The 26,807-nt window shown below is 46.1% G+C and carries 24 protein-coding genes; 22 read left to right on the top strand and 2 right to left on the bottom strand.

Going from position 1 to position 26,807, the window contains the following annotated elements; translation table 11 throughout:
- Positions 1-226: 226 nt before the first annotated feature.
- The 19 genes from rpsM (at position 227) to BUA56_RS03945 (ending at position 19,001) form a co-directional block, all read left to right on the top strand.
- Positions 227-595, top strand: a complete 369-nt coding sequence (gene rpsM / locus BUA56_RS04035; RefSeq protein ID WP_072849201.1) for a 30S ribosomal protein S13 — start codon at positions 227-229, stop codon at positions 593-595.
- Between the two features lie 54 nt (positions 596-649).
- Entirely contained in the window at positions 650-1,042 is a 393-nt protein-coding gene (rpsK, locus tag BUA56_RS04030; protein ID WP_072849199.1) for a 30S ribosomal protein S11, read from the top strand.
- Between the two features lie 18 nt (positions 1,043-1,060).
- Positions 1,061-1,654: a 30S ribosomal protein S4 gene (rpsD, locus tag BUA56_RS04025; protein ID WP_072849197.1), complete on the top strand. Its 594-nt coding sequence runs from the start codon at positions 1,061-1,063 to the stop codon at positions 1,652-1,654.
- A gap of 82 nt (positions 1,655-1,736) precedes the next feature.
- On the top strand, positions 1,737-2,696 hold the full coding sequence (locus tag BUA56_RS04020; RefSeq protein WP_072849195.1) for a DNA-directed RNA polymerase subunit alpha: 960 nt from the start codon (positions 1,737-1,739) through the stop codon (positions 2,694-2,696).
- Between the two features lie 122 nt (positions 2,697-2,818).
- Positions 2,819-3,355, top strand: coding sequence for a bL17 family ribosomal protein (locus tag BUA56_RS04015; RefSeq protein WP_072849193.1), 537 nt, complete (start codon positions 2,819-2,821; stop codon positions 3,353-3,355).
- Between the two features lie 232 nt (positions 3,356-3,587).
- The gene (locus BUA56_RS04010) at positions 3,588-4,505 is read left to right on the top strand and encodes a diacylglycerol/lipid kinase family protein (RefSeq protein WP_072849191.1); all 918 of its coding nucleotides are present in this window, start codon (positions 3,588-3,590) and stop codon (positions 4,503-4,505) included.
- A 45-nt stretch (positions 4,506-4,550) separates the two neighbouring features.
- Positions 4,551-5,108, top strand: coding sequence for a manganese efflux pump MntP (locus BUA56_RS04005; RefSeq protein WP_072849189.1), 558 nt, complete (start codon positions 4,551-4,553; stop codon positions 5,106-5,108).
- 269 nt (positions 5,109-5,377) lie between these two features.
- Positions 5,378-7,492: a glutamine synthetase III family protein gene (locus tag BUA56_RS04000; RefSeq protein WP_072849187.1), complete on the top strand. Its 2,115-nt coding sequence runs from the start codon at positions 5,378-5,380 to the stop codon at positions 7,490-7,492.
- A gap of 90 nt (positions 7,493-7,582) precedes the next feature.
- On the top strand, positions 7,583-7,921 hold the full coding sequence (locus tag BUA56_RS03995; protein WP_072849185.1) for a P-II family nitrogen regulator: 339 nt from the start codon (positions 7,583-7,585) through the stop codon (positions 7,919-7,921).
- Positions 7,922-8,036: 115 nt separating this feature from the next.
- A complete protein-coding gene (locus BUA56_RS03990) occupies positions 8,037-9,311 on the top strand; it encodes an ammonium transporter (RefSeq protein ID WP_072849183.1) in 1,275 nt (424 codons plus the stop codon).
- 228 nt (positions 9,312-9,539) lie between these two features.
- Positions 9,540-10,454: an AAA family ATPase gene (locus BUA56_RS03985; protein WP_084067635.1), complete on the top strand. Its 915-nt coding sequence runs from the start codon at positions 9,540-9,542 to the stop codon at positions 10,452-10,454.
- A 19-nt stretch (positions 10,455-10,473) separates the two neighbouring features.
- Complete coding sequence (locus BUA56_RS03980) at positions 10,474-12,249, top strand: cobaltochelatase CobT-related protein (protein ID WP_072849179.1); 1,776 nt, start codon at positions 10,474-10,476, stop codon at positions 12,247-12,249.
- Positions 12,250-12,348: 99 nt separating this feature from the next.
- Entirely contained in the window at positions 12,349-13,032 is a 684-nt protein-coding gene (locus BUA56_RS03975) for a WecB/TagA/CpsF family glycosyltransferase (RefSeq protein WP_072849177.1), read from the top strand.
- A 7-nt stretch (positions 13,033-13,039) separates the two neighbouring features.
- Complete coding sequence (locus BUA56_RS03970) at positions 13,040-13,918, top strand: YitT family protein (protein WP_072849176.1); 879 nt, start codon at positions 13,040-13,042, stop codon at positions 13,916-13,918.
- A 148-nt stretch (positions 13,919-14,066) separates the two neighbouring features.
- Positions 14,067-15,155, top strand: coding sequence for a PucR family transcriptional regulator (locus tag BUA56_RS03965; protein ID WP_072849174.1), 1,089 nt, complete (start codon positions 14,067-14,069; stop codon positions 15,153-15,155).
- A gap of 35 nt (positions 15,156-15,190) precedes the next feature.
- A complete protein-coding gene (gene ftsE / locus BUA56_RS03960) occupies positions 15,191-15,877 on the top strand; it encodes a cell division ATP-binding protein FtsE (RefSeq protein ID WP_072849172.1) in 687 nt (228 codons plus the stop codon).
- Positions 15,867-16,775 carry a permease-like cell division protein FtsX gene (ftsX, locus tag BUA56_RS03955; protein WP_072849169.1) on the top strand — a complete coding sequence of 303 codons (909 nt, stop codon included), beginning with the start codon at positions 15,867-15,869 and terminating at the stop codon, positions 16,773-16,775. Before ftsE ends, ftsX begins: the two co-directional genes overlap by 11 nt.
- Before the next feature lie 68 nt (positions 16,776-16,843).
- The gene (locus BUA56_RS03950) at positions 16,844-18,046 is read left to right on the top strand and encodes a S41 family peptidase (RefSeq protein ID WP_072849166.1); all 1,203 of its coding nucleotides are present in this window, start codon (positions 16,844-16,846) and stop codon (positions 18,044-18,046) included.
- A gap of 85 nt (positions 18,047-18,131) precedes the next feature.
- Positions 18,132-19,001 carry a DegV family protein gene (locus BUA56_RS03945; RefSeq protein WP_072849164.1) on the top strand — a complete coding sequence of 290 codons (870 nt, stop codon included), beginning with the start codon at positions 18,132-18,134 and terminating at the stop codon, positions 18,999-19,001.
- Between the two features lie 326 nt (positions 19,002-19,327).
- Here BUA56_RS03945 and BUA56_RS03940 read toward each other — a convergent pair whose 3' ends face one another.
- Entirely contained in the window at positions 19,328-19,966 is a 639-nt protein-coding gene (locus BUA56_RS03940; protein WP_207650900.1) for an alpha/beta hydrolase family protein, read from the bottom strand.
- Positions 19,967-20,203: 237 nt separating this feature from the next.
- Here BUA56_RS03940 and BUA56_RS03935 point away from each other — a divergent pair, with 237 nt between their 5' ends.
- The 3 genes from BUA56_RS03935 to BUA56_RS03925 all read left to right on the top strand — a co-directional run bounded on the left by BUA56_RS03935 (position 20,204) and on the right by BUA56_RS03925 (position 22,930).
- On the top strand, positions 20,204-20,731 hold the full coding sequence (locus BUA56_RS03935) for a TetR/AcrR family transcriptional regulator (protein WP_072849162.1): 528 nt from the start codon (positions 20,204-20,206) through the stop codon (positions 20,729-20,731).
- Positions 20,732-21,212: 481 nt separating this feature from the next.
- Positions 21,213-22,310 (top strand): radical SAM/SPASM domain-containing protein, encoded by a 1,098-nt coding sequence (locus tag BUA56_RS03930; protein ID WP_072849160.1) that lies wholly within the window; start codon positions 21,213-21,215, stop codon positions 22,308-22,310.
- Positions 22,307-22,930: a TetR/AcrR family transcriptional regulator gene (locus BUA56_RS03925; protein ID WP_072849158.1), complete on the top strand. Its 624-nt coding sequence runs from the start codon at positions 22,307-22,309 to the stop codon at positions 22,928-22,930. The genes BUA56_RS03930 and BUA56_RS03925 overlap by 4 nt, the downstream gene beginning before the upstream one ends.
- 266 nt (positions 22,931-23,196) lie before the next feature.
- Here BUA56_RS03925 and BUA56_RS03920 read toward each other — a convergent pair whose 3' ends face one another.
- Entirely contained in the window at positions 23,197-26,784 is a 3,588-nt protein-coding gene (locus BUA56_RS03920) for a response regulator (RefSeq protein WP_072849156.1), read from the bottom strand.
- Between the last annotated feature and the right edge of the window lie 23 nt (positions 26,785-26,807).

Below are 26,807 nucleotides of genomic sequence, written 5' to 3'. Positions count from 1 at the left end.
GGGACAGACATGATTATTCACGTAATATTGGCGTAATACCGGGAAACCGGAAAGGCTGCGGACCTGTCTGCGGCTGGGTGTGAAAATGCCCCGTCAGCTTTTCATACCTCAATTAGGTAACAATATTAACACAGAATCCGGCGGAAACGCACACATTTCAGGCATAAGCTGTGCTTATGAGCTGCGGCTGGCTGGGATCTGAAGTAGAAGATGGAGGAATAATCACATGGCTCGTATAGCTGGTGTAGACTTACCAAGAGAAAAACGTGTAGAAATCGGACTGACTTACATCTACGGAATCGGCAGAGTAAGCGCAACCCGTATTTTAGAAGAGGCAAAAGTAAATCCTGATACCCGTGTCAGAGACTTAACAGACGAAGAAGTAGGAAGAATCCGTGACGTAATCGATGAGACACAGGTAGTAGAAGGTGATTTGAGAAGAGAAATTGCTCTGAACATCAAGAGACTGCAGGAGATCGGATGTTACAGAGGAATTCGTCATAGAAAAGGACTGCCTGTTCGCGGACAGAAGACGAAGACAAATGCCAGAACAAGAAAAGGTCCTAAGAGAACTGTTGCTAACAAGAAGAAATAAGCAGCACCCGTAACTGAATGAACAAAGTAAATGAGAAAGTAGGTTAGTTTAAAAATGGCTAAAGTTACAAAGAAAGTGACAAAAAAGCGCGTAAAGAAAAACGTTGAACGCGGACAAGCACACATCCAATCATCTTTTAATAACACAATTGTTACATTAACAGATGCTGAGGGAAATGCTTTATCATGGGCAAGTGCTGGTGGTCTGGGATTTAGAGGTTCAAGGAAATCTACTCCATATGCAGCTCAGATGGCTGCGGAAACTGCTACAAAAGCAGCGTTAGTACATGGACTTAAAACTGTAGATGTTATGGTAAAAGGACCAGGATCAGGAAGAGAAGCAGCTATCCGTGCTCTTCAGGCCTGCGGACTTGAAGTAACAAGTATCAGAGACGTGACACCGGTTCCACACAACGGATGCCGCCCACCAAAACGCAGAAGAGTCTAATAGGAGGTAGTATATACAATGGCAGTTAATAGAGTACCGGTTCTTAAAAGATGCAGATCCCTTGGCCTGGATCCAGTTTATTTAGGAATTGACAAAAAATCAACCAGACAGTTAAGAAGAGCAAACCGTAAGATGTCCGAATACGGACTTCAGTTAAGAGAAAAACAGAAAGCTAAATTTATCTATGGTGTTCTGGAAAAACCTTTCAGAAACTATTATAAAAAGGCTGATAAAATGCAGGGTATGACAGGTGAAAACCTGATGACTCTGTTAGAGCTTCGTTTAGATAACGTAATCTATCGTATGGGACTTGCAAGAACAAGAAGAGAAGCAAGACAGATCGTTGACCATAAGCATGTAATGGTAAACGGCAAGCAGGTTAACATTCCTTCTTACCTTGTATCTGTAGGCGATACCATCGAGATTAAAGAAAAATGCAAATCTTCTCAGAGATATAAAGATATTTTGGACGTTACAGCAGGAAGACTTGTTCCCCAGTGGCTTGATGTAGATCAGGAAGCTTTAAAGGGAGAAGTGAAAGAAATGCCTACCAGAGAGGTAATCGACGTTCCTGTTGATGAAATGTTAATCGTCGAATTATATTCTAAATAATTAAAGCATCACACTCACGGCATATGGGTTTCCATATGCCTGTTGAGACGATGTGCATTATGCACTGCAAGGAGGGCTTTGCATGTTCGATTTTAACAAACCTAAAATTGAAATCACAGAAATTTCTGATGATAAAAAATACGGCAGATTCGTTGTGGAACCACTTGAGAGAGGGTATGGCACTACACTTGGCAATTCTCTTCGCAGAATTATGCTTTCTTCCTTACCGGGAGCGGCAGTCAGCCAGGTGAAGATCGAGGGCGTTCTCCATGAATTCAGCTCTATTCCAGGTGTTAAGGAAGATGTGACAGAAATCATCATGAACTTAAAAAGCCTGGCAATCAGAAATAACAGTGACAGCAACGAACCTAAGATTGCATACATTGAATTCGAAGGGGAAGGGGTTGTAACTGCCGGCGATATTCAGGTGGATCAGGATATAGAAATTATGAATCCGGACCTGGTAATTGCCACCTTAAACGGCGGTGCTGACAGCAAATTCAATGCGGAACTTACGATTACCAAAGGCCGCGGATACATCAGCGCTGACAAAGGAAAAACGGATGATATGCCCATTGGTGTGATTGCGGTGGACGCTATCTATACACCGGTAGAGCGTGTCAACCTGACTGTAGAAAATACCCGTGTTGGTCAGATTACTGACTATGATAAATTGACATTGGATATCTATACAAATGGGACATTAGACCCTGATGAGGCAGTGAGTTTAGCTGCAAAAGTATTGAGCGAACATTTAAGCCTGTTCATTGATCTTTCTGAGAATGCCAAGACAGCTGAGGTTATGATTGAGAAGGAAGACAATGAGAAAGAGAAAGTATTAGAGATGAACATTGACGAATTGGAACTCTCTGTTCGTTCTTATAACTGCTTAAAGAGAGCTGGTATCAATACTGTGGAAGAACTCTGCAACCGTACTTCAGAGGATATGATGAAGGTTCGTAATCTGGGCCGCAAGTCACTGGAAGAGGTTCTTGCGAAGCTGAAAGAGCTGGGTCTGCAGTTAAATCCCAGCGACGAGTAATTTGCCCGTCAGGCATGTGCACGGCATATGCCGCAGGTTTAAGTATGGAAAACACAGCAGTCTGTCAGTAAGACCGATGAATGCATGGCAGATTGTTCCACACAAATGGAGGAAATATAAAAATGGCGAAATATAGAAAATTAGGCAGAACATCCAGTCAGAGAAAAGCTTTGATTAGAAATCAGGTAACAAATCTGTTATACAACGGAAAAATTGTTACAACAGAATCAAAAGCAAAAGAAATCCGTAAAGTAGCAGAAGGCTTAATCGCTTTGGCTGTAAAAGAAAAAGACAACTTTGAGACTGTGACTGTAACAGCTAAGGTTCCCCGTAAAGATAAAGACGGCAAGAGAGTAAAAGAAGTCGTTGACGGAAAGAAAGTAACTGTATTCGATGAAGTACAGAAAGAGATCAAGAAAGATGCTCCTTCCAGACTTCATGCAAGAAGACAGATGTTAAAAGTATTCTATCCTGTAAAAGAGGTTCCTGCGGATAAGGCTGGAAAGAAAAAACATACAAAAGAAGTTGATTTAGTAGACAAGATGTTCACTGAAATCGCTCCTAAGTATGCAGACCGCAACGGTGGCTACACACGTATCGTAAAGATCGGACAGCGTAAAGGCGATGCTGCTATGGAAGTTCTTCTGGAGTTAGTTTAAGTCACATAATGAAAACCATCAGGTGTTCCCGGTGATACGGGGGCACCTTTTTCATTACAGCGGAAAGGAAGATGCTGTCTGCGGCTGCCAGCCGCAGGCGGAGATTGCGCTTTTGCGCAATCTTTCTTGTTCATTATATAAGGATCAGACAGCCGGACAAATGATTATATCTTGCAGGAAATTTCCCGCTATAGTAAAATAGATACAATACAGAGAAGCAGAGGAAACAATTATGGCAAAGAAAATGTTATTTATCTATAACCCCAGATCGGGGAAAGCGACGATTAAAACAAAATTAATGGATATTATAGATATATTTATCAAGGCAGGATTTCAGGTGGAGGTTCATCCCACACAGGGCTACCTGGACGCTATGAAGGTAACCCGGGAGCGGGCCGGGGAATTCCATATGGTGGCCTGCAGCGGGGGAGACGGTACCCTGGATGAGGTGGTGACCGGCCTGATAAAAGGACATCACACTACGCCTCTGGGCTACATTCCGGCAGGGAGTACCAATGATTTTGCCAGTAGCCTTCACATATCTAAAAATATGCTGAAAGCAGCTGATGATATTGTGCACGGGGAACTGTTTGCCTTTGATGTGGGCAAGTTTAATCACGATGTATTTGTGTATATTGCGGCTTTTGGATTGTTTACAGATGTAGCTTATGAAACGAATCAGGATTTGAAGAATATTTTCGGCCACGTTGCATATCTTTTAGAAGGTATGAAACGTCTGTATGGAATCCGTTCCTATCAGATGAAAGTGGAAAGCAGTGAGGGAACCTTTGAGGGAGATTTTATCTTCGGCATGGTGACCAACTCTGTTTCCGTGGGAGGCTTTAAGAAGCTGTCCGGAAAGAATGTGGAGCTGGACGACGGCCTGTTTGAGGCTACCTTTATCCGAAAGCCCAAAAATCCGCTGGAACTGCAGGAGATTATCTCATCCCTTCTTATGGCGGAGGACAATACGGAGCTGATAGAATCCTTTAAAACGGACCATATCATCATTGAGACGGAAGAAGAGGTAGCCTGGACCCTAGACGGGGAATACGGGGGCGATCACATGAATGTGGAGATACGAAACAGAAAGCAGGCAGCCAGCATTGCTATTTCTTCCGGAGAGGACATGCAGCTTCTGGAGGATTAAGAATACTATAGTATTAAAGTCATAAATGAGTAAGTATGGTGTGATATGAATGGCATCTTGTTGAGTGAGATCATACTCTTCGTTATAGCTTTAACTATGGATTCATTTGTCATAAGCTTTGCTTATGGAATTAGTAAATGTAAGCCCTCTCTGGGCGTTGTGATAATGATGAATGGAGTCTGCAGTCTGGTTCTCGGCATTGCGCTCATGGCCGGTGGATTTCTGGGTACCTTAATTCCGGACTGGGTGACGAAACAAATATGCTTTGTACTGCTTCTGCTGGTTGGGGGATATAAACTGATTGCAGCCTGCAGAAAAAAAGAAACTGTGGATCAGACGGAAATAAAAGAACTCTCCTGGACAGAAGGATTTTTGCTGGCACTGGCCCTTTCGCTGGACGGTTTAGTAGCAGGGGTCGGGGCCGGCCTTTTATATTCTAACAAACTGCTTCTCGTGGCCTGCTCGTTCGCAGCCGGTATCGCTGTCATGCTTCTGGGATGGATGCTGGGCTACAGGTGCAGGCATTTTATCCGCCGGGATTTATCCTGGATCAGCGGGGCCTGCCTCCTTCTTCTGGCCCTTCGGACCATCATGGGAGTATAAGATGCAGCCCGGATCATGCAGGAATGTGAGCATTGTCGTTTTTACTAAAAAGAAAATTAAAACTTCATAAGATTTATATAAAATGCGACAAAATAAGAAATTTGTAAAAATCCTCTTGCATTTTTAGTGTTTTTGCGGTATCTTAATACCAGATTGGAAATGACATTCCAGTAAATGTGTACGAGTGAACAAGGGCGTTCCACTTTTAGTGGATCGCCCTCTTTTTGTTTAGGGCCCGTACAGAAATAATGTTTGAAAGGATGGAAGGTATGAGTGAATTTACAAATGTAGTGGAGATATTCGGGGAAAATGTGTTCAACGATTCCGTTATGCAGGCCCGTCTGCCGAAGAAAGTTTATAAAGAGTTAAAACAGACCATCGAAGAAGGAAAAGACCTGACTTTAGAGATCGCTGACGTGGTTGCCCATGAGATGAAAGAGTGGGCTATCGAAAAAGGAGCTACCCATTATACCCACTGGTTTCAGCCATTGACAGGCGTCACGGCAGAAAAACATGATTCCTTCATTACGGCTCCCAAGGAAGACGGAAAAGTCCTCATGAGTTTTTCGGGCAAAGAATTAATTAAGGGTGAGCCGGATGCTTCTTCCTTCCCATCAGGAGGATTACGGGCAACTTTTGAGGCAAGAGGATACACAGCATGGGACTGCACCTCTCCTGCATTCGTGCGGCAGGATGCGGCCGGAGGAACCCTCTGTATTCCCACCGCATTCTGCTCTTACACCGGGGAAGCGCTGGATCAGAAAACGCCTCTGCTCCGTTCTATGGAGGCTATTAATGAACAGAGTCTGCGGCTGCTGAAGCTTTTTGGAAATACCACCTCAAAACGCGTGACACCTTCGGTAGGACCGGAGCAGGAATACTTCCTGGTAGACGAAAAGAAATTTCTGCAGAGAAAGGACCTTATATTTACAGGAAGAACCTTATTCGGAGCAATGCCTCCAAAGGGACAGGAACTGGACGATCATTACTTCGGAACCATTCGCCAGAGAATTGCGAGCTTTATGAAGGATGTGAACGAAGAACTCTGGAAATTAGGGGTTTCCTCCAAGACACAGCATAACGAGGTGGCACCGGCACAGCATGAGCTGGCACCTATTTACGCAAAAGTAAATATTGCGGTGGATCACAATCAGCTGATCATGCAGACTTTAAAAAGGGTTGCCTGCCAGCACGGCCTGAAATGTCTGCTCCACGAAAAGCCGTTTGCAGGGGTGAACGGTTCAGGGAAACATAACAACTGGTCTCTGACTACAGATGACGGCATTAATCTGTTAGAGCCGGGAAAGACCCCTCATGAGAATGTACAGTTTCTTCTGGTTCTCAGCTGTATTTTAAAAGCAGTTGATATTCACGCAGACTTGCTGAGAGAATCAGCGGCCGACGTTGGCAACGATCACAGACTGGGGGCCAACGAAGCTCCGCCGGCTATCATCTCTGTGTTCCTGGGAGAGCAGCTGGAGGACGTTCTGGAACAGCTGGTGAGCACAGGCTCAGCCACCCACAGTATTAAAGGCGGAAAGCTAAGTACAGGAGTCCGCACCCTTCCAGACCTGTATAAGGATGCTACCGACAGAAACAGAACCTCACCGTTTGCATTTACCGGAAATAAATTTGAGTTCCGTATGGTTGGCTCCAGAGATTCCGTTGCAGGACCAAATGTAGTTCTCAATACAATAGTTGCAGAGGCATTCCGGGAAGCCTGCGATATTCTGGAAGCCTCGGATGATTTCGAGATGGCAGTTCATGATATTATTAAGAAGAACTGTGCGGAACACCAGAGAATCGTATTCAACGGCAACGGGTATTCTGAGGAGTGGGTGAAAGAGGCAAAGAGAAGAGGTCTTCCCAATATTACATCCATGGTGGATTCCATTCCGGCACTGGTTACAGATAAAACGGTTAAGCTTTTTGAAGAATTCCATGTATTCTCCAAGGCAGAGCTGGAGTCACGGGTAGAGATTAAATATGAATCTTACGCCAAGGCCATTAATATTGAGGCCAGGACTATGATTGATATGGCCGGAAAGCAGATTATTCCTGCAGTTATCAAATATACAACTGCATTGGCAGAATCCATTAATGCCGTCAGAGCTGCCGGAGATGTGGATGTCAGTGTACAGACAGAGCTGCTGACGGAGACATCTTCTCTTCTGAAAGAAACCAAAGAGGCATTAAAGACCCTGATCCGGGTTACAGAAGAAGCCGCAGCCAAAGAGGAAGGCTGTGAGCAGGCTACATATTTCAGAGACTCTGTATTCCCGGCTATGGAGGCATTGAGAGCCCCGGTAGATAAACTGGAGATGATTGTAGACAAGGAAATGTGGCCAATGCCGTCTTACGGCGATTTGTTATTCGAAGTATAAAGTGTATTCTGTCATTTTGAAGAGAACGAGGAAGTTCCCGGCTAAGGGAAATTCCTCGTTTTTTATAAATAAAAAAAGGAGGAATGAAGAATGAAAAAGCTGGAGATTGTTGTAAAACCGGAGAAGCTGGAAGATCTGAAAATGATTTTAGATGAATGCAAAGCCAGCGGACTAATGATTACCAATATCATGGGATATGGAAATCAAAAGGGATTCAGACAGCTGTATCGGGGAGCGGAATACCAGGTAAATCTTCTGCCAAAGGTAAAGGTAGAATCCGTGGTGGACGACGAGGCTGCCGTACAGATTATTGACAAAGTAGTGGATCGGATTAATACAGGGAACTACGGCGATGGGAAAATCTTTGTGTATGATGTGGAGGATGCGGTCCGTATCCGTACTGGTGAGAGGGGAGCCGAGGCTCTTTAGAAGATAAAATATTATGAAAAAGTTATGCTGTCAAAGGGGATAGCTGTCAGAGAAGAGGAGTCTGGCAACTATCCCCTTTTGGTATGTGTGTAAAGAAAAAGAGGAGGCGTTGTATATGTATTTATCAGATTTGTTAGGAGGCAGTACGGATGTAACTGCCCTGGCGGAAGCGGCTGAGCTGCTGCTGAATATTGTATGGACATTATTGGGAGCATTCCTGGTGTATTTTATGCAGGCAGGCTTTGCCATGGTTGAGTCAGGATTCACAAGGGCGAAAAATGCCGGCAATATTATCATGAAAAATATGATGGATTTTGTGTTGGGAAGTCTCTGCTTCTTCCTGCTTGGCTTTGCTGTTATGTTTGGCCCGGATGCGGCCGGCATAATTGGAACTTCGGGCTTCTTTCAGCCAACTGCCCTGGCAGATGCAAATGGGATGTACCGGGGGCTTCCCATCGGGGTGTTTATGATATTCCAGACCGTATTCTGTGCCACGTCGGCGACTATCGTATCAGGGGCCATGGCAGAGCGTACGAAATTTGTTTCTTATTTGATTTACAGTGCGGCCATCAGTATTTTCATCTACCCTGTAACCGGCCATTGGATCTGGGGAGACGGATGGCTGGCTTCCATGGGCTTCCATGATTTTGCGGGTTCCACGGCAGTCCATATGGTGGGCGGTGTCTGCGCTCTGGTGGGTGCAAAAATCATTGGTCCCCGTATAGGAAAATACGGTACAGACGGAAAGCCAAAGGCAATTCCGGGACATAACCTTCCCATCGGCGCACTGGGTGTATTCATTTTATGGTTCTGCTGGTTCGGGTTTAACTGCGGATCCACCACAGGCGCTTCTACGAATCTGGGAGATATTGCAATGACAACAAACCTGGCAGCAGCCGCAGCTACGCTGGCTGCACTGTTTATGACCTGGATTCGTTACGGAAAGCCGGATGTCTCTATGACACTGAACGGCTCTCTGGCAGGACTGGTAGCTATTACGGCAGGCTGTGACGTGGTTTCCAATTATTCAGCTATCATCATCGGGCTGGCTGCAGGCATAGCGGTGGTACTGGTGATCGAATTTATTGATCGTAAACTAAAAATCGATGATCCGGTGGGTGCCATAGGGGTCCACGGTTTCTGCGGGCTGCTGGGTACCGTACTGACAGGCGTATTCGCATTCAAAGATTCAGGAATTAAGCTCTCAACACAGATGATAGGTGTGGGGGCGGTTCTGGTGTATGTGCTGGTACTTGCATTTCTTGTATTCACAGTAATAGATAAGACAGTTGGCCTTCGCGTATCGGAGGAAGAGGAGAGAGACGGACTGGATGTACACGAGCATGGGGCACCGGCGTATGCGAACTTTAACCTGCACAGAGATAAATAATATATTTTTAGGGGGCTGTACCGGAAGGTATGGCTCTTTTTATCTGTCTGCGGCAGCCCGCCGCAGGCGGAGAGTGCGCTTTCGCACAATCTTTCTTGCTTGGTTAGTGTACATTCTGGATAATTTAAGTTATAATAGAGTCAGGCAACGAAGAGGGCCGCAGGCGGAGAGTGCGCTTTCGCGCGGTCTTTCATGATAGAAGAAACGAATCAGAAAGGATAAGAGATGATAAGAGAACTGCAATTTTTACAGGATCAGGGAGTGAATCCTCTTTTGATACAAGGGGTGGAGGAATTCCGCAGGCAATACGCGGTTGCGGATGAGGTGAGAAACAGAATCGTTACACCGAGTATGCCTTTTTACGGAAGGGAAGTTCTGGAGATGGCCATTGCTGCCCTGCTGGAAGGGGAGAATCTGCTGCTTACAGGGTCTAAAGCTACGGGTAAGAATGTGCTGGCGGAGAATCTGGCGTTTATATTCGGAAGACCGTCCTATAACGTGTCCTTTCATGTGAATACAAACAGCGGGGATCTGATTGGCACGGATACTTTTCGGAATAATGAGGTTGAGCTGAGAAAGGGAAGTATTTACCAGTGTGCCCAGTATGGGGGATTTGGGATCCTGGACGAGATCAATATGGCGAAGAATGACGCGGTTTCCGTACTTCACGCATCCCTGGACTACCGGAGAACCATTGATGTTCCGGGATATGACAAGATCGATCTGCACGGGGCTTCCCGATTTATAGGAACCATGAATTACGGTTACGCGGGGACAAAAGATCTGAATGAAGCGCTGGTGTCCAGGTTTCTGGTGATAGATATGCCGGGACAGAGTGAGGAGACGCTGAAATTTGTGTTTAAGAATATGTTTCCCGGCCTTAAGGATGAGGCGCTGAAACAGTGGATTGGGCTGTTTCTGGATCTCCAGCAGAAGGCGGCAAACGGGGAGATTTCAACAAAAGCGTTGGATCTTAGGGGGATGATTGCAGCCCTGAAAACAATTCAGTGCGGATTATCTCCGGCATTGGCGGTACAGATGGGGGTTGTGAATAAGTGCTTTGACATTTTTGAAAAGGAAATTGTACAGGATGTGGTGACTACCAGGATTCCGGAGGCGTGGACCTCAGGAGAATTCTTTTGAATCATAGCGGAGGGCGCTGATGGAAGAACAATATACAGAATATCAGCTGGAACTGGAAAACAGAATAAAGAATCTTATGTGGACAGTGAGCGGGGATTACAGTCTGGAGATTAAGGCAGACGTGGACACTTTTCTGCGTTCCAAAGATATTGCCCTTTATGACGGAGTAAAGCAGGGTGCTTTTGCGAAGTATTATGACAGGGACGCACTCAGTTTATATCTCGTCAAGAAGGTTTTTCTTCAGGCACAGGAGGCTCCGCTGATGACCGCGGCACAGATGTGCATTGAGCAGGCTGTGTACCAGAGAATACTGGAAGAACGAAAAGGGGTTGCAGATATCAGGCAGCGGGCATACAGGGATATCCTGGAGGAAGAATTCACAGCTCTGTCGGGAAATCCTCTGGGACATGTAAAGATCGCTTTGCTCAAGGAAGGGCTGCAGGGGACATATCAGGTGCCCAAAAATATCAGGGGATGGATGGAAGAAATTTACAGCCTGAGCCGGGCGGAAGATACTATGGCCATCATCAAAGTCATTGACCGCCTGTATAATGCGCTTGTGGAGCCGGAGTTTGAAAAACGGAAGGGCAGTCTGCAGAAGGTACTGGATATCACCCTGGAGGAACTGACAGAATATTCATGGAAGGACTTTCTCTCAGAGGAAATGTATGAAGAGACTCTGGAGAGTTACCTGGAAAAGGTGACGGAGACCATGACACAGATGGAAGTACTTCAGGAGGAAAAAGAAGAAAAGGAACCTCAGGAGCATCCGCTGCAGAAAAAAATAGTGATTGTGGACGAGGAAGCCCTTGCAAAGATGTATACCTATGTGGAGCGCAACTACGGGATTACTTACCTAAGTCCTGCGGAGGAGAAATCACTGAATTACCAGCTCTGCCGGGGGATTCATGGAGACTGCAGCCTGTATTTTACAGAAGGGATCCTGAAACATCCTGCCCTTCGGAATTATCAGTACGAATATGCCAGAAAGCAGAAGGATAAAAATCTTTTTGAGTATTATGACAATCACCGGGTGGTGAAGAGAAATATAGTCATATTAAGCGATCTCCTGAAAAAGGCGTTCGTTATGAGAGACGAGGTACAGGAAGTGCTTTCTGACAGAGGAACTATTGTCCCTTCTCTTCTGTGGAAGGCCGGGAGGACACAGGACGCAAAATTATTCCGCAGAGAGCTGAAGAACGATGCCATTGATTTTGCTGTAGACGTTCTTATCGATGCCAGCGGATCCCAGCGGAGCCGCCAGGGTAAGGTGGCTATGCAGGCATACATTATAAGTGAGGCCCTCAGCAATGTAAATATTCCCCACAGGGTTATGAGCTTTTGTACCTTCTGGGATTATACCATTCTCCACCGGTTTCGGAGCTACGATGACGACAGGAGTATGAACGCCAACATATTTGAGTACATTACCTCCAGCAACAACAGAGACGGGCTGGCGGTGAAGGCTGCCGGCCAGGGTCTGCTCCAGAGGGAGGAAGAGCATAAAGTGCTGATCGTGCTCAGCGACGGCAGGCCCTATGACGTGGTAATTAACAGGCCAAACGCCAGAAATCCGCAGCCGTACCAGGGAGAATATGCTATCCGGGATACGGCCTTTGAGATACGAAGGCTGAGAAATCTGGGGGTGTCGGTACTGGGGGTGTTTGCGGGGGAGGAAAAAGATCTGGCAACGGAAAAAAAGATATTTGGAAAAGACTTTGCATATATCAGAGACATCGGAAATTTTTCCAATATGGTAGGACGGTATCTGCTGAAGCAGCTGGAGGAAGAGTAGGGGAAGAATCTGTACCAGATTGGTCATACTTGAAATAAATGTTTTTTTCTGCTATACTCCATATATTGCAAAATAATCCAACGGATTTGGAGTGACTCTATGGAGAATAAAGTTGATATATTGGGTTTTCTGATTGATAAATATTCTGTGGATGAAATGCTGGAGATTGTGAGAAAACAGTGGGAGGAACAGGGACTTTTGACCTATGGTCTCATCACTATGAATCTTCTGATGGCGGCCAGGGAGGATGAAGTCCTGGCCAATTATATCCAGTCTCTGGATTTGAGTATCATCGGTGAACCGGAAGTGTTAAAAGCAGCAAAGATAGACGAAGAAGCTATGCTCCAGGAAGTGACGAATCATGAATTTCTGGGAGCTTTCTTCCTGTATGTAATCAATTATGGGAATACGGTTTTTGTACTCGGAGAGACAAAGGAAGAGGCTGATGTTCTGAAAAAGCATCTGGAAGAAACCTACGAGGGATTAAAGATTGCAGCTTCAGACTTTCTCTGCGGGGAGACTGCCGACGGGGAAGACCGGGTGATTAATGAGATTAATAGTGTATCTCCCGAGGTGATTCTCACCTGTTCCCAGAGCCTGTCCATGGAGCGGTTTGCTGTGGAGAACCGCAAAAAGGTGAATGCCAGAATCTGGATGAGCCTGGGGAGCCACGCAAATCTTCAGACAGAATCAGGTTTAAAATCCAACTGGCTGAGCAAACTATTAGAGAAGAGCACCTTTAAAAAAATGGTTGCCCGGTATAATAGTGAAAAAGGAGAATAACTGAATCATGTTCCTGCAGCATGGGAAATCAAAGGTAAAGAATTATGTTTTTATTACAGTAGGTACAGCATTGATGGCGCTGGCAATCAATTCCATTTATGACCCCATGAAGCTTGTAACAGGCGGTTTCAGTGGTTTAGCCATTGTTATTAAGACCGTTACAGAACCTATCGTGACAGGGGGCATTCCATTATGGCTTACCAATGCCATACTAAATGTACCTCTGTTTTTCATTGGAATCAAAATCATGGGCCTGCCGCTTCTTGCCAAATCTCTTTGGGGAACGGTTAGCTTATCTGTGTGGCTCTATATTCTGCCTGCCTTTCATTTGATTTCAGACGATTTGGTTCTGGCCGCTCTCTTCGGAGGTGTCATTATGGGGGTGGGAATTGGCTTTGTTTTTCTGGGACAGGGCACCACCGGAGGCACCGATATGGTTTCCGCCCTGATTCAGAGAAAGCTGCGCCATTATTCTATCGCCCAGATTATGATGTTTGTAGACGGTCTTATTGTGTTTATGGGAGCCTGGGTATTCGGACTGAACCTGGCGCTCTATGCCATGATTGCTATATTTGTTACCGCAAAAATTACGGACGGTTTACTGGAGGGCCTGCATTACTCTAAGATAGCCTTTATCATCACAGATTCCTATGATTCGGTGGCAGGTGAGATTATGGAGAGCATTGAGCGCGGAGTGACGGGGATATCTGCGAAGGGAATGTACTCAAAAGCGGAAAAACAGATGCTTTTCTGTGTTGTCTCCAAGAAAGAAATTGTGCCGTTAAAAGAGCTTGTGGCCCGGATAGATGAAAAGGCCTTTGTCATTGTGTGCGATGCCCGGGAGGTGCTGGGGGAAGGCTTTATCCAGCAGGAACAAAAGAAATAAAATGTGTTTTTTTGGTGAATTACTCAATATTTCGCATTTTTACTTTCTTTTTTCGGGGTTTTATATTATTATATAGAGTAGGGTTTTTTGTTTTTTATGGGAAAAAGCAAGGCTGGCAATACATTATATAATGGAAAGAGGGAAAAAGATGATATCAAATCAAGTACTGCAAAACACATTAGACGGATTAAAGAATATCTCAAGAACAGAATTTTGTGTAACGGATACTGAAGGTAAAGCTTTGGCTACGACATTTGCAGACACTGTATGCTCAGAGGACGAAGTCGTAGATTTTATTAATTCTCAGGCCGATAGTCAGATTATCAAAGGATATCAGTTGTTTAAAATATATGACGATCATCAGCTGGAGTACGTCTTAATCGTGGACGGTGACAGCCAGGACGTATTTATGGTGGGGAAACTTGTTGTTTTCCAGATCCAGAATCTTCTGGTTGCCTACAAAGAGAGATTTAATAAAGATAACTTTATCAAAAACCTCTTGCTGGATAACCTGCTTTTAGTGGATATCTACAACCGGGCAAAGAAGTTACATATCGACATTGATGTCCGTCGTGTAGTATTTATCCTGGAATCCAATCAGGATAAAGAATATGGTTCCCTGGAGGGGATCAAGAATGTGTTGGGCGGCAAGAACGGAGATTTCGTAACTGCCGTAGACGAGAAGAGTATCATCATTGTAAAAGAACTGAGTCCCACCGACGGTTACGACGAGGCGGACAAAGTTGCAAATACGATCTTAACTGCTCTTGGCATTGAGAAGGACGGCAAAACCCACATTGCCTACGGTACCATTGTTAAGGAATTAAAAGAGGTATCCCGTTCTTACAAAGAGGCCAGGATGGCTCTGGATGTAGGTAAGATATTCTTTGGTGACAAAGAAGTAATTGCATACAGTTCTCTGGGAATCGGCCGGTTAATCTACCAGCTTCCCATACCACTTTGCAAAATGTTCATAAAAGAGATTTTTGATGGGAAATCACCGGATGACTTTGACGAAGAGACATTAACCACCATCAATAAGTTCTTTGAGAACAGCTTAAATGTATCCGAAACTTCCAGACAGTTATATATCCACAGAAATACACTAGTATACCGCCTGGATAAACTGCAGAAGAGCACCGGGCTGGACCTTAGGGTATTTGAGGATGCGATCACCTTCAAGATTGCACTTATGGTAGTGCGCTATATGAAGTATATGGAGACTCTGGACTACTAGGGTTTCGGATGCGCAGGAACACTTAGGAGGATAATATGATTGATTTAAAGGGCGTTAGCAAGTCCTACGCGAAAGGCCAGCCGGCCGTAAATAACGTAGACCTGCACGTAGATAAGGGTGAATTTGTTTTCGTTGTAGGAAACAGTGGATCCGGGAAGTCCACGTTGATCAAGCTGCTTTTAAAAGAGCTGGATCCTACTTCGGGAGTCATTACAGTAAACCAACAGAATCTCAATAAGCTTAAGAGAAGAAAGATAGCCAAATACCGCCGTGGGGTGGGGGTTGTTTTTCAGGACTTCCGTTTATTAAAAGATAGAAATGTATATGAAAATGTGGCATTTGCCCAGCGGGTAATAGAAAAGCCTACCCGTGTGATTAAGAAAAGGGTGCCTGAGGTGCTTACGATGGTAGGTCTTGCGGAAAAGTACAAATCTTTTCCAAAGGAGCTGTCAGGCGGTGAACAGCAGAGAGTTGCCCTCGCAAGGGCGCTGGTAAACCGTCCTGCGATCCTGTTAGCGGATGAGCCCACAGGAAATCTGGATCCGAAGACTTCCTTCGAGATTATGAAGCTTTTAGAGGAAATAAACGAAAGAGGAACCACAGTTCTTGTCGTTACACATAACAGAGAAATAGTAAATGCCATGAAAAAGCGGGTAATTACTATGAAGAAAGGCGTCATTGTAAGCGACGAACAAGAAGGTGAATATCATTATGCGAATTAGTACCATAGGATACACACTGAAACAGGGTGTGAAGAACATCTTTAGAAACCTGAGATTTTCGCTGGCTTCTGTGGCGACTATGGCTGCCTGCATTTTCTTATTTGGACTCTTTCTGGCGATTGTTATGAACTTCAACTCCATGCTTCGGGAAGTGGAGGAAGGAGTTGGAATTACTGTATTTTTTGAAGAGGGCGCCAAACAGGAACAGATTGACAAGATTGGCGAGGAGATTAAAAAGCAGAAGGGCGTAAAGGAAGTCAAATACGTCTCTGCGGAGGAAGCCTGGGAATCTTTTATTACGCAGTATTTTGACGGTGATGATCAGGCCGCTGCAGGATTCAAGGATGACAATCCGCTGGCGAATTCCTCCAACTATGAAGTATATTTGGATAAAATCGAAGATCAGACAGAACTGGTTGCCTATATTGAAGGTCTGGACGGCGTGAGGGAGGTAAACCACTCCAAAAACGCCAGTACCACACTGACGAGTTTAAACAGAGTGGTGGGATACACTTCCATTGGTATCATACTTATTCTGTTTGCGGTTGCATTTTTCCTTATCAGCAATACCATAGCCATGGGTATCTCTATCCGGAGGGAAGAGATTGGTATTATGAAGCTGATAGGAGCCACTAACTTTTTTGTGCGTGCACCTTTCGTCATTGAGGGAATTCTTATAGGCCTGGTAGGCGCAGGCCTTCCTCTGGGGCTGGTGTATGTCTGCTATAATCAGCTGATAAAGTATATCCAGGACAGATTCCATGTCTTCACAGCTATGGGCAGTTTCCTGTCTGTACAGACAATCTTCCATATCCTTCTTCCTGTAGGATTAGGGCTGGGTGTCGGAATCGGTCTGCTGGGCAGCGCAGTTGCCATCAGAAAGCATCTGCGGGTATAATAATATGATTCAGAAAGGCTTCAGGGGATTCTCCCTCTGAAGCCTTCCGGTGTTTAAAGGAGCTATGTATGAAAGATTATAAATTTTTAAAGGGGTTCCTTTTGGGAGTCCTTCTGGCGGCTGTAGTAGGACTTGGAGGTTATCTTGGAGTAGCGAATTATATCAGCGCCAAAGAAGCCGGACAGGAGGAAACAGCGCCTGACAGTGCCAAAGCAAAGAAAAAGATTCAGCTGCTGGAGACGCTCATTGATGAGACGTATCTGGAAGATGCGGATGAGGATGCACTGACCGAAAGCATGTATGCCGGCCTGATTGATGGACTGGGAGATCCTTATTCCAGATATTATACAGAGGAAGAGTACAAATCTCTTACAGAGGAGACAGAGGGATCCTATCAGGGGATCGGGATTGTCATGCAGCAGAATCCCGATACAGGAGTGATTACCATCGTGCGCTGCTATGAAGGCGCTCCCGGGGCAGAAGCGGGTGTCCTTCCCGGAGATATTCTGTATAAAGTGGACGGGGAGGAAGTTACGGGTACTGAGCTTGCAGAGGTAGCAAAGAAAATCCGAAGTGAGGATACAGAATCTGCGCAGCTGACGCTTGCCCGGGACGGGGAAAACGATTATATTGAGGTAGATGTCAAAAAGGCCCAGGTGGAGATCCCGGTGGTATCCCATGAGATGCTGGAAAACCAGGTGGGATATATCGCAGTCTATGAATTTACTGCAGTAACGGTTCAGCAGTATAATGATGCGTATGAGGATCTGATGGCACAGGGGATGAAAAAACTGGTGATAGACCTCAGGGGCAACCCCGGAGGACTTCTCACAGCAGTGTGTGACATCTTTAACAACATAGCGCCGGAGAAGCTGATTGTATATACAGAGGATAAAAATGGGGAGAAAGAAGAATACCTTTCCGGTAAGGGCACGAACATTGAGGTGCCTCTTGCAGTTTTGGTGAACGGCAACAGCGCCAGTGCTGCAGAGATTTTTGCCGGAGCTGTTCAGGACTATGGAATCGGAACTTTGGTGGGTACTACCACATTCGGGAAGGGGATTGTCCAAAAAGTGACTCCCCTTACAGACGGAAGTGCGGTAAAGCTTACCATATCCAAGTACTATACTCCCGGCGGAAGGAATATACACGGAACCGGGATAACCCCGGATGTGGAGGTAGAACTGGATGAAGCTCTGAAGCAAAAGGTGACTGTCAGCAAAGAGGAGGATAATCAGCTGCAGAAAGCCCTTGAAGTTCTGGGGGAATAGAATACAGTCTGTTGCATTTCTCAAAACACTTTGTTGAAGTTGAGGATTAAAAATGTTATGATAGAAAAAAACGGAGGGGACATTTATGAACGACTTTGTAATAACGACAGAAAACACATCGGATTTGCCAAAAGACTATTACAGCCAAAACGGCATTACGTATATGTATCTGCCCTGTACAATAGATGGAGTGGTGTATAAGAAAGAGAATGAAATGCCTTCAGGGGAATTCTACGAAATAATGAGAGGCGGCAGCATGCCTACGACTTCCCAGATTAACCCCAACGATGCGAAGACAGAATTTTCCAGAATCCTTGACGAGGGTAAGGGAATTCTTCATATAGCATTTTCCTCCGGACTTAGCGGGAGCTATAACAGCGCCAGGATTGCCGCCGAGGAGATCCAGGAGGAGAGACCGGAGGCCAGGATTGCAGTGATAGATACTCTGGCGGCTTCCATGGGAGAAGGAATGCTGGTTTATAAAGCAGTGCAGATGCAGAAGGCAGGAAAAAGCCTGGAAGAGACTGCAGAATGGCTGGAGGCAAATAAACTGCATTTGTGCCATATGTTTACCGTAGACGATCTCAATCATCTGTACCGGGGCGGCAGAGTATCCAAAGCGGCTGCGGTTCTCGGCACTATGATTAATATTAAGCCTGTTCTTCATGTGGATAATGAAGGGCATCTGATTCCCCTTGGAAAGGTAAGAGGAAGGAAGAAATCCCTAGTGACTCTGGTATCCATGATGGAGGAGAGAGTGGGATCCTATCGGGATAAGAATGATATTATTATGATTAGCCACGGTGACTGTCTGGAAGATGCAAAATATGTTGCTAAGCTGGTGAGAGAAAAGTTCGGATATGATAATATTATGATCAATCCTGTGGGAGCAACCATCGGCGCTCACTCCGGCCCTGGTACAGTGGCACTGTTTTTCCTGGGAGAATACAGATAATTAAAAAGAGTCCGGCTTAGGCAGCTACTCATAAAACAGTATCACAACAAGTTCAAATAGGGTAGTTGCCATGCAGGCTTGCAAAGCAAAAAAGAGAGTAGACAAAAAATCTACTCTCTTTTTTGCTGTTCTGAATTTGTAGCGGCTTGCTGAATTTGTGTTTCACTTACAGTACCATAGAAATTGTTTGATTTCTTACACGTTCAATTATACTGTATATTTGGTTGGTTTCTATCATTAAAGCATACTTAAGTGCAGAAAATTCAGCCGTCACAACAGCGGTTTTTTATTTAGCCGAAGTCATGATGGATATTTATTATGGGCTATTAAGAATATTTGGTATAAAAATCTATATAATCTTTAATTGCCTGTTCAAAAAAATCTCCCGAATAAATACCAAAATATCCACAATTATATTCTTTTATGGAAGCCTTTGAGGATTGCTTTGCATACTTTATTGTTGCATCGGCAGGCGTTAATGTATCTTTTCTGCAAACGGCATAATAAATCGGACTTTCTATATCTTTCATATATCTGCTTGGTGAATATTTGAGAAATTCTAAAAGCGTTCTTGCGGGCGCTTTGTTTACAAAATTTGAGTTTTCAGGAACCTGTTCAAAAAACTCCTTATAGTCTGGAACTGCCATCATGGCTGCTTTTCCGGGTGCGTCAGCTAATTTCAGCATAACCGGGTGATACCCTGTCAGACATGATAACAGGTCGGCTATAACAAGCGGAATAGTTTTTAAAGCGGTTAGCGGTGAAAGTGTCCCCAAAGTAGCCTGTGTGTCTGTATAAGGACACTGTGCTATAGCCGCAAGAATATCTTTTCGTTTTGCCGACAGAGTAATCACATGGCCCCCGCTGAACGAGCTTCCAAACAGTAATACTTTACTTCCGTCAACCTTACTGCTTTTTTTAATAAAGTTAATAGCACAATCCCAATCGGCAAGCTGTTCTTTCACATTAATCCGCTGCCGTTTATTTCCATCACTTGCCCCATAGTACGATAATCAAATAGAAAACAGGCATATCCTCATTCCTTTCTCTCGCTTTCCACGAGTGTACATGGTTCTATTCTAATAGGATTGACATATCTGTCTTTTTTATAATATGATACACTTTGTATCTGATTAAAATCGTACCACATAAAATCAATAAGTCAATGATTTGACCTGACACAAAATAAGGAGAAATGTCCCATGGATAAAAGAGTAATAGCAAATCAGAAAGTAAAAGACAGTTTATTAAACGCACTTATTGAGTTAGCAGAGCAATGCAACTGGTCGACTATCTCTATTACGGCACTGATTAAACAGGCGGGAGTAGCGAGGTCTTCTTTTTACCGCAATTTTTCATCTATTGAAGATATTGTCGACTATGGCATTGTAAAAATGAATCAAAAGTACAATCAGGAAAATCCATCGCCTCATGAAAATTTTTGTGATAAAGAATTAATGTATTTCAAATTTCGCTTCTTTAAGGAACATGCAAGCCTTTTACTGACCTTTCATCACGCACAGACGCCTCAAACCCTGCTTGCGGCAATTAACGACTTTGTGGTTGATACTTATGGAGATATGCCGGCAAGTTCCATCTCAAAATATGAATTATATTACTATTCAGGTGCATTTTATAATATGGTTATTCATTGGTTGGAAAATGGCGCACAGGAAAGTCCGGAAGATATGGCAAATGAGTTTTTACGAATTGCTAATGCTCGTGATTAAAAGCAGATAAATCTATACGGCGTAACACAGGCAGATTAATATGTTGCGTGGCGGTATAGGCAACAAGGGGGACCTACAGCAACTGAACAGAAGTTGAGAAGCGCTGCAATCTTTTATTTAAGATTGCAGCGTTTTTCTTTTGTGCTTCATTTGGCATTTTTGGATTTTCCTGTATTTAAGAAGTGAGAAATCTTTTTGAAAATTTATATTAAACTTTGGCAAAATCGCTCCCTGCAGTGTTGTAGGTAGTGAAATGAGAAATGCAATAGGAAACTTCGTTCCCTATGTAATAAAAAACCATCCGAGGGCTCACACTGCGGCGGAAAGGAAGACGCTGTATGCGACAGCCCGCCGCAGGCGGAGATTGCGCTTTCGAGCAATCTTTCTTGTTGACAGGCTAGTGGTTATTAGCTATACTGATGTTATGAGCTAGCAAACGCTAGCCTGCGCTGAATGAGTATTAATAAGAGAGGGGAAACAGATGGAGACATTTCAGTTGGAAGAATATTTAAGCAACGGAGTGGAACGGATAATCAAAGGAATACTTAAGGCGTCTGCAGGGAATCCCAGAGAGAGCCTTTTTATGGTGCAGTATGCCCGGGACGGCAGAAAGGGAAGAGAGCTTCGCAGAAAACGGGAGGAAGAGGGGGTGCATATCCCGCCGTTTCTGATTGCCAGTATTACAAATCAATGCAATCTCAGCTGCAAAGGCTGCTATGCCCGGGAAAATGAGAGGAAGGAAGGATTCCTGGTGAAACGAATGCTGACGGTAAAGGAGTGGGGGAACATTTTTGAGGAGGCCCAAAAATTGGGTGTAGGATTTGTCCTTCTAGCAGGAGGGGAGCCCATGACCAGAAGAGAGGTGCTCAGAGAAGCCGGAAAGCATAAGGGGATTCTTTTTCCTGTATTTACCAACGGTACGCTGTTTGATGAGGAGTATGCAAAACTCTTCGGAATACATAAAAACCTGATTCCTATTGTAAGTGTAGAGGGCGGGGAAGGGAGTACAGACGACAGGAGAGGAAGGGGGATTTACCGCAGAGTTGAAAGGACAATGGAACTGCTGCAAAACAGCCGTATTCTCTTCGGAGCATCGGTAACCGTGACCAAGGAAAATCTGGAGGAAGTGACGGGAGAAGAGTTTCTGAGGAAGCTTCGGACACGGGGATGCAAAGGGGTGATTTATGTAGAGTATGTACCCGTGGATGGGAAATCTGCATTCCTGGCTTTAGAGGAGAGAGACCGGCAATATATGAACGACAGAATACAGAGGCTGAGGAGCGGGCAGGACGAGATGCTGTATATCTCTTTTCCGGGGGACGAGAAATCTTCCGGGGGATGCCTGGCAGCAGGGCGGGGATTTTTTCACATCAATGCTGCGGGGGATGCGGAACCATGCCCCTTCTCCCCCTTCTCAGATACCAGTCTGCTGGATATGTCCCTGGAGGATGCCCTTCACTCCCCTTTTTTTAGCAAGCTTCAGAAGACCGGACTGTTGACTGCACCTCATGCGGGCGGATGTGTACTGCACCAGCAGGAGGAGAAGGTGGAGAACCTCCTGAAGGGAGGAGCCAGATGAAAACCAGAGAACGGATCGCAGAGGAGGCGCTGAACCTTTTTTCCAGGAAGGGCTATCAGGGAACCAGTGTAAAAAATATTGCAGAGGCTGTGGGGATCAGGGACAGCTCTCTGTATAAGCATTTCAGAAGCAAAGAGGAGATTTTCAGTACCATAGTGGAGGAAATGTCCCACCGTATGGAGAAAATGTCTTTGGATTTAGGACTGCCAGACGAGAAGCATATGGAGACGGCAGCAAAAGCATACGGGGAGCTTTCTGTGGAAGGACTGCTGGAACTGAGCAGAAAGATATTTTTGTTTTATTGGAAGGATGAATTTGCATCCAGGTTCCGGCGGATGCTGACCATTGAGCAGTATTCTGACAAGGGGATTTACGAGGTATACAGAAAAATTTTTATGGTAGACAGTATTACTTATCAAACGGCACTCTTTCAGGAAATGATGAGGCAGAGGGTTTTTAGGGAGGGAGATCCTGCCGCAATGGCAATGAACTTTTATGCCCCTATTTATTTTTTGCTGAACAAATACGACCAGATGCCAGGGGCCGAAGAGGAGGCGATGGAAGAGTTAGAACGTCATGTCAGAGAGTTCTGTAGAATCTATGACTGCAGAAAAGGATAAGAAGATTAGAAAAGGAATGAGGAACTGTATGCCAGTTGGCAGTGGAGGACCTCATTCCTTTTTGAAGTGCGCCCGGCGGCGCATTTATTTCAGCAGATCCAATAAAGCTGGGGCCTGTTCATATTGCTTTTCCCCGGAGCGAAGCGGCTCTACGATGGCACAAGCCTCCTCATAAAGCGGTCAGATCGAGGCTGCCGGCCATACCCTTTAATGTATGGGCCGTGTAAATGCGGCTGTGTAGTCGCCGTGGTTTCATAGTCTGCATTCTATTCCTCCTCCTGGCCTAACATAAAGTCGTAGAGGACCTGATACAGCCGCTCCGGTTCAATTGGTTTGGCCAAATGTGCGTTCATGCCGGCAGTCTTGCTCTTCTCCATGTCGTCGTCAAACGCATTGGCGGTCATGGCGATGATGGGGATGGTTTTGGCATCGGCGTTGCTCATGTGGCGAATGTTATTAGCTGCCGTCAACCCATCCATCTGCGGCATCCGGATGTCCATCAAAATGGCGTCATAAAAGCCCGCCTCAGTTTTGCTGAACAGCTCAATTGCCCGCAGTCCATTTTCTGCGGTGTCCACGGTAAAGCCTTTGCTCTCAAGCAGAGCTAACGCCACCTCGGTGTTGATGGCGTTGTCCTCTACCAAAAGAACCCGATGTCCGGAAAAGTTAAATATTAAAGGATTATTCCCTGCACTGCTCTCCTCTTTTTCGCCCAGTGCTTTGGAGAAGGCGGAGATCAGAGAGGACTTGAACATGGGCTTGCTCATCAGAAGATTGACACCTGCCAACGTGGCCTCGTGTTCGATGGAAGCCCAGTCATAGGCCGTGATAATAATGATGGTGACCTCCGGCCCCACGATGGCACGGATGCGCCGGGCAGTTTCGATGCCGTCGATATCCGGCATTTTCCAGTCGATGAGGATCATATCGTAATGCTTTCCTGTGTCCCACATCAATTGTACCCGTTCGATAGCCTTGCGTCCGCTGTCTACCCATTCGGCGGTGATTCCCATTTCCTTGAGCGTGTCCACAGCGCTTTCGCAAACCTCCACATCATCGTCCACCACCAGAGTCTTCAGAGCAGAAAAATTGGGGAGCGCCTTTTTCCTGTTGTGGCGGAGCAGTTCCTCCTCCGTGATGCCCAGCTGCACGTCCACCGTGAACTCTGAACCTATGCCCTTAATGGAGCGCACTGTGATTTTACCGCCCATCATATCGATGATGTTTTTTGAGATAGCGAGGCCAAGGCCGGTGCCGCCGTACTGGGCTGTAGTACCCATGGATTCTTGAGAGAAGGGTTCAAACAGGTGACGGAGGAAGCCGTCACTGATGCCCACGCCGGTATCGTTGACCATAAAGCGCAGCGTGGCGCTGTTCTTGCTCTTCCTGTGCAGCGCAGCGGAGAAGGTGACCTTACCGCCCTCGCCGGTAAATTTAATAGCGTTAGACAGGATGTTGAGAAACACTTGCTGCAGCTTCATAGCGTCCCCTATATAAAAATCGTCCAGGGTGGGATCCACGATACACTCGTATTCCACGTCCTTTGCCGCCGCCTGGCTGTAGCAAATAGCGTTGAGACCGTTTATAAAATCCTCGGTCGGGATTTTTTCGTTTTTGAGCAGCATTTTTCCGCTCTCGATCCGGCTCATGTCCAAGATATCGTTGATGAGAGAGAGCAGAAACCGGGAGGAGATGCCGATCTTTGAAATGCACTCGGCCACCCGCTCATCGTCTCCGACGGCTTGGGCGGCGATGGCGCTCATTCCAATGATGGCGTTCATGGGGGTGCGGATCTCATGGCTCATGCGGGATAGAAAATCCGTTTTCGCAGCGTTAGCCTGCTCCGCGGCGGCAAGAGCGGCAGCCAGAGCCTCCTTTTGCTGTTGTTCCTGCCTAACGATGTTTGTCACATCGGCCCGGGTCATGCACACTCGTCCCAGCTCCTCGCCTATATAGAAAACTTGGAAACGTTTGACTCGTTTTTCTCCGTCCTGCCGCAGCTCCAGCACGAAGGTGTAGGAGTTATGCTTGGCAAGTTCCCGCCGCATGTAACCAGGATCCAGTTTTTCTAAAAACTCCCGCTGCTGCGCCTCATCCATACAGCTGGCCGCCACCCGGCGGATCTCCTCCAGAAAATTCCCCTCAAGGGGGATGGTGGGGTTCCATTCTCTGCCACAGACCACCAGACGGTAGGTGCCGCTAGCCAGATCTATCTCCGTAATGACGTCGTAATCCAGACTGGAAACCCGTTCCAGCATCCGTTCCAACATCCTCTGCTCCGTCACATCTAAGGTGTAGAAAAAGGCGATGACGTCGCCGCTTTCCGGGTTGGTGTGCAGTCGAATACTGGTGCTGCATAAAAATACGTCGCCGTTCTTCTTTTGGCGGAGAAATTCAAAGCGGTAATCGGTTTTTCCATTGGAAAAATCGTTTAACACACAAGTCCGATTAAGCACGGTGCGAATGTAATGACCATAATCGGGGTCCACAGCGGATTCAGCCAGCCGTTCCATAGCTGCTCGATAGGAATCCCCTTGCTGGAACAGTGCCAGACCTGCGGTGGACTGGTAGCTCTCTACATAGTCCATGGTGATGTTAAGCCGCCCCTGATTACTCCCCTCCGCGGAGGCGGCCTGGGCAAAATAAGACATCTCCTTCTCGTAGAGCTCCCTGACCCGCGCCTGTACCTGCTTTTCCTCAGTAATATCCACAAAGACGCCATAGAAATATTGATTTCCGTCATCCTCTGTGAGCCGCTGCGCCTTCAGAGACACCCATTTGACGCTTCCGTCCCTGCAGACCAACCGGTGCTCGTCCTGAATTGTGCCGCTGCAGTCCCGGTCTAGCTCCAGCTTAGCCTGCACAGAACCCAGGTCCTCCGGGTGGACCACCTTTGACATCCGGTTTCCCAGTTCGGCGAATTCCTCTCTGGTATAGCCCAGGAACTTGTAAAGGCCGTCGTTGGCGCTTACGACGGAAAAACCTTCGTCATACCGGCAGCGGAATACCGCGCCGGGGACGTTATTGTACAGGTGCATGACCTCTGCCTGGGCCATTTTCTGTGCGGTGATGTCAATGCATACCGATATAATGGCCGGCTTGCCGTTTTCCGCCGTGATCTTGCGCCCCATATCATGGACCCAAATATAGGATCCGTCCCGCTTCTTCATGCGATATTCGACCACGTATTGGCTGCCCTCGGCCATCTGGCTGTCTACCTCAGCGTCCACCATGGCTCGGTCGTCCGGGTGCATGCAGTTGGATATCAGTCCCCTGATATCGGCAACAAAATCCGCCTCGTCCGCATAGCCCAGATGCTCCAGCATCCGATTGTTGACGAAATAAAAGGGGAAACTCTCTTCAATATACCCGCCCATCATGCCTCCGGGCAGGGAGTCATTCAGCAGATCCTGCCGCTGTTTCACCATGTTTTCCATCACAAGGGTTCCGGGATAGTGCTCTTCGCCCCGTTGACTGCTGCTGGGTTCGGAAAACCACAGGGTGCGCAGCCGCCAAGACTTTTGCCGCCGTACTAGGGTAAAGAATCCCCGCAGCCGCCAGCGGTACTGGTTATTCTTGAGGACCATTCCCACGGACAGGTTGCGGATATCTCTGTCGATCTCCTGCTCCTGAAAGAGCGTAAGTTCCACTGTAAAAGGTTCGGGAATCTCCTGGATGTCCCGAAGTAGGTAATCTCTCATCTCCTGGGGGCTGTGGGCAAACTCGCCCTCCCCGGTGCCCACAAAGCAGAACTCATCGCCTAAAAAGGTATAGACCTCCTCGGCGTTTCTCCGCTCAAACCAGGCGCTGCAAAAAGCCTGAAACGTCTCCCAGGCCGTCATTATTTTTTCCATCGATCTCATCCTTTCCATGACCA

Source organism: Lactonifactor longoviformis DSM 17459 (genome assembly GCF_900129135.1).
Classification (GTDB): Bacteria; Bacillota; Clostridia; order Lachnospirales; family Lachnospiraceae; genus Lactonifactor; species Lactonifactor longoviformis.
Note: the sequence above shows the minus strand (reverse complement) of the source record. Positions and strands in the feature narration are given on the sequence as shown.

Bases quoted from the DNA above. Each gene is read 5' to 3' on its own strand.
- rpsM (WP_072849201.1), top strand. From the start codon at position 227: ATGGCTCGTATAGCTGGTGTAGACTTACCAAGAGAAAAACGTGTAGAA.
- rpsK (WP_072849199.1), top strand. From the start codon at position 650: ATGGCTAAAGTTACAAAGAAAGTGACAAAAAAGCGCGTAAAGAAAAAC.
- rpsD (WP_072849197.1), top strand. From the start codon at position 1,061: ATGGCAGTTAATAGAGTACCGGTTCTTAAAAGATGCAGATCCCTTGGC.
- BUA56_RS04020 (WP_072849195.1), top strand. From the start codon at position 1,737: ATGTTCGATTTTAACAAACCTAAAATTGAAATCACAGAAATTTCTGAT.
- BUA56_RS04015 (WP_072849193.1), top strand. From the start codon at position 2,819: ATGGCGAAATATAGAAAATTAGGCAGAACATCCAGTCAGAGAAAAGCT.
- BUA56_RS04010 (WP_072849191.1), top strand. From the start codon at position 3,588: ATGGCAAAGAAAATGTTATTTATCTATAACCCCAGATCGGGGAAAGCG.
- BUA56_RS04005 (WP_072849189.1), top strand. From the start codon at position 4,551: ATGAATGGCATCTTGTTGAGTGAGATCATACTCTTCGTTATAGCTTTA.
- BUA56_RS04000 (WP_072849187.1), top strand. From the start codon at position 5,378: ATGAGTGAATTTACAAATGTAGTGGAGATATTCGGGGAAAATGTGTTC.
- BUA56_RS03995 (WP_072849185.1), top strand. From the start codon at position 7,583: ATGAAAAAGCTGGAGATTGTTGTAAAACCGGAGAAGCTGGAAGATCTG.
- BUA56_RS03990 (WP_072849183.1), top strand. From the start codon at position 8,037: ATGTATTTATCAGATTTGTTAGGAGGCAGTACGGATGTAACTGCCCTG.
- BUA56_RS03980 (WP_072849179.1), top strand. From the start codon at position 10,474: ATGGAAGAACAATATACAGAATATCAGCTGGAACTGGAAAACAGAATA.
- BUA56_RS03975 (WP_072849177.1), top strand. From the start codon at position 12,349: ATGGAGAATAAAGTTGATATATTGGGTTTTCTGATTGATAAATATTCT.
- BUA56_RS03970 (WP_072849176.1), top strand. From the start codon at position 13,040: ATGTTCCTGCAGCATGGGAAATCAAAGGTAAAGAATTATGTTTTTATT.
- BUA56_RS03965 (WP_072849174.1), top strand. From the start codon at position 14,067: ATGATATCAAATCAAGTACTGCAAAACACATTAGACGGATTAAAGAAT.
- ftsE (WP_072849172.1), top strand. From the start codon at position 15,191: ATGATTGATTTAAAGGGCGTTAGCAAGTCCTACGCGAAAGGCCAGCCG.
- ftsX (WP_072849169.1), top strand. From the start codon at position 15,867: ATGCGAATTAGTACCATAGGATACACACTGAAACAGGGTGTGAAGAAC.
- BUA56_RS03950 (WP_072849166.1), top strand. From the start codon at position 16,844: ATGAAAGATTATAAATTTTTAAAGGGGTTCCTTTTGGGAGTCCTTCTG.
- BUA56_RS03945 (WP_072849164.1), top strand. From the start codon at position 18,132: ATGAACGACTTTGTAATAACGACAGAAAACACATCGGATTTGCCAAAA.
- BUA56_RS03935 (WP_072849162.1), top strand. From the start codon at position 20,204: ATGGATAAAAGAGTAATAGCAAATCAGAAAGTAAAAGACAGTTTATTA.
- BUA56_RS03930 (WP_072849160.1), top strand. From the start codon at position 21,213: ATGGAGACATTTCAGTTGGAAGAATATTTAAGCAACGGAGTGGAACGG.
- BUA56_RS03925 (WP_072849158.1), top strand. From the start codon at position 22,307: ATGAAAACCAGAGAACGGATCGCAGAGGAGGCGCTGAACCTTTTTTCC.
- BUA56_RS03920 (WP_072849156.1), bottom strand. From the start codon at position 26,784: ATGGAAAAAATAATGACGGCCTGGGAGACGTTTCAGGCTTTTTGCAGC.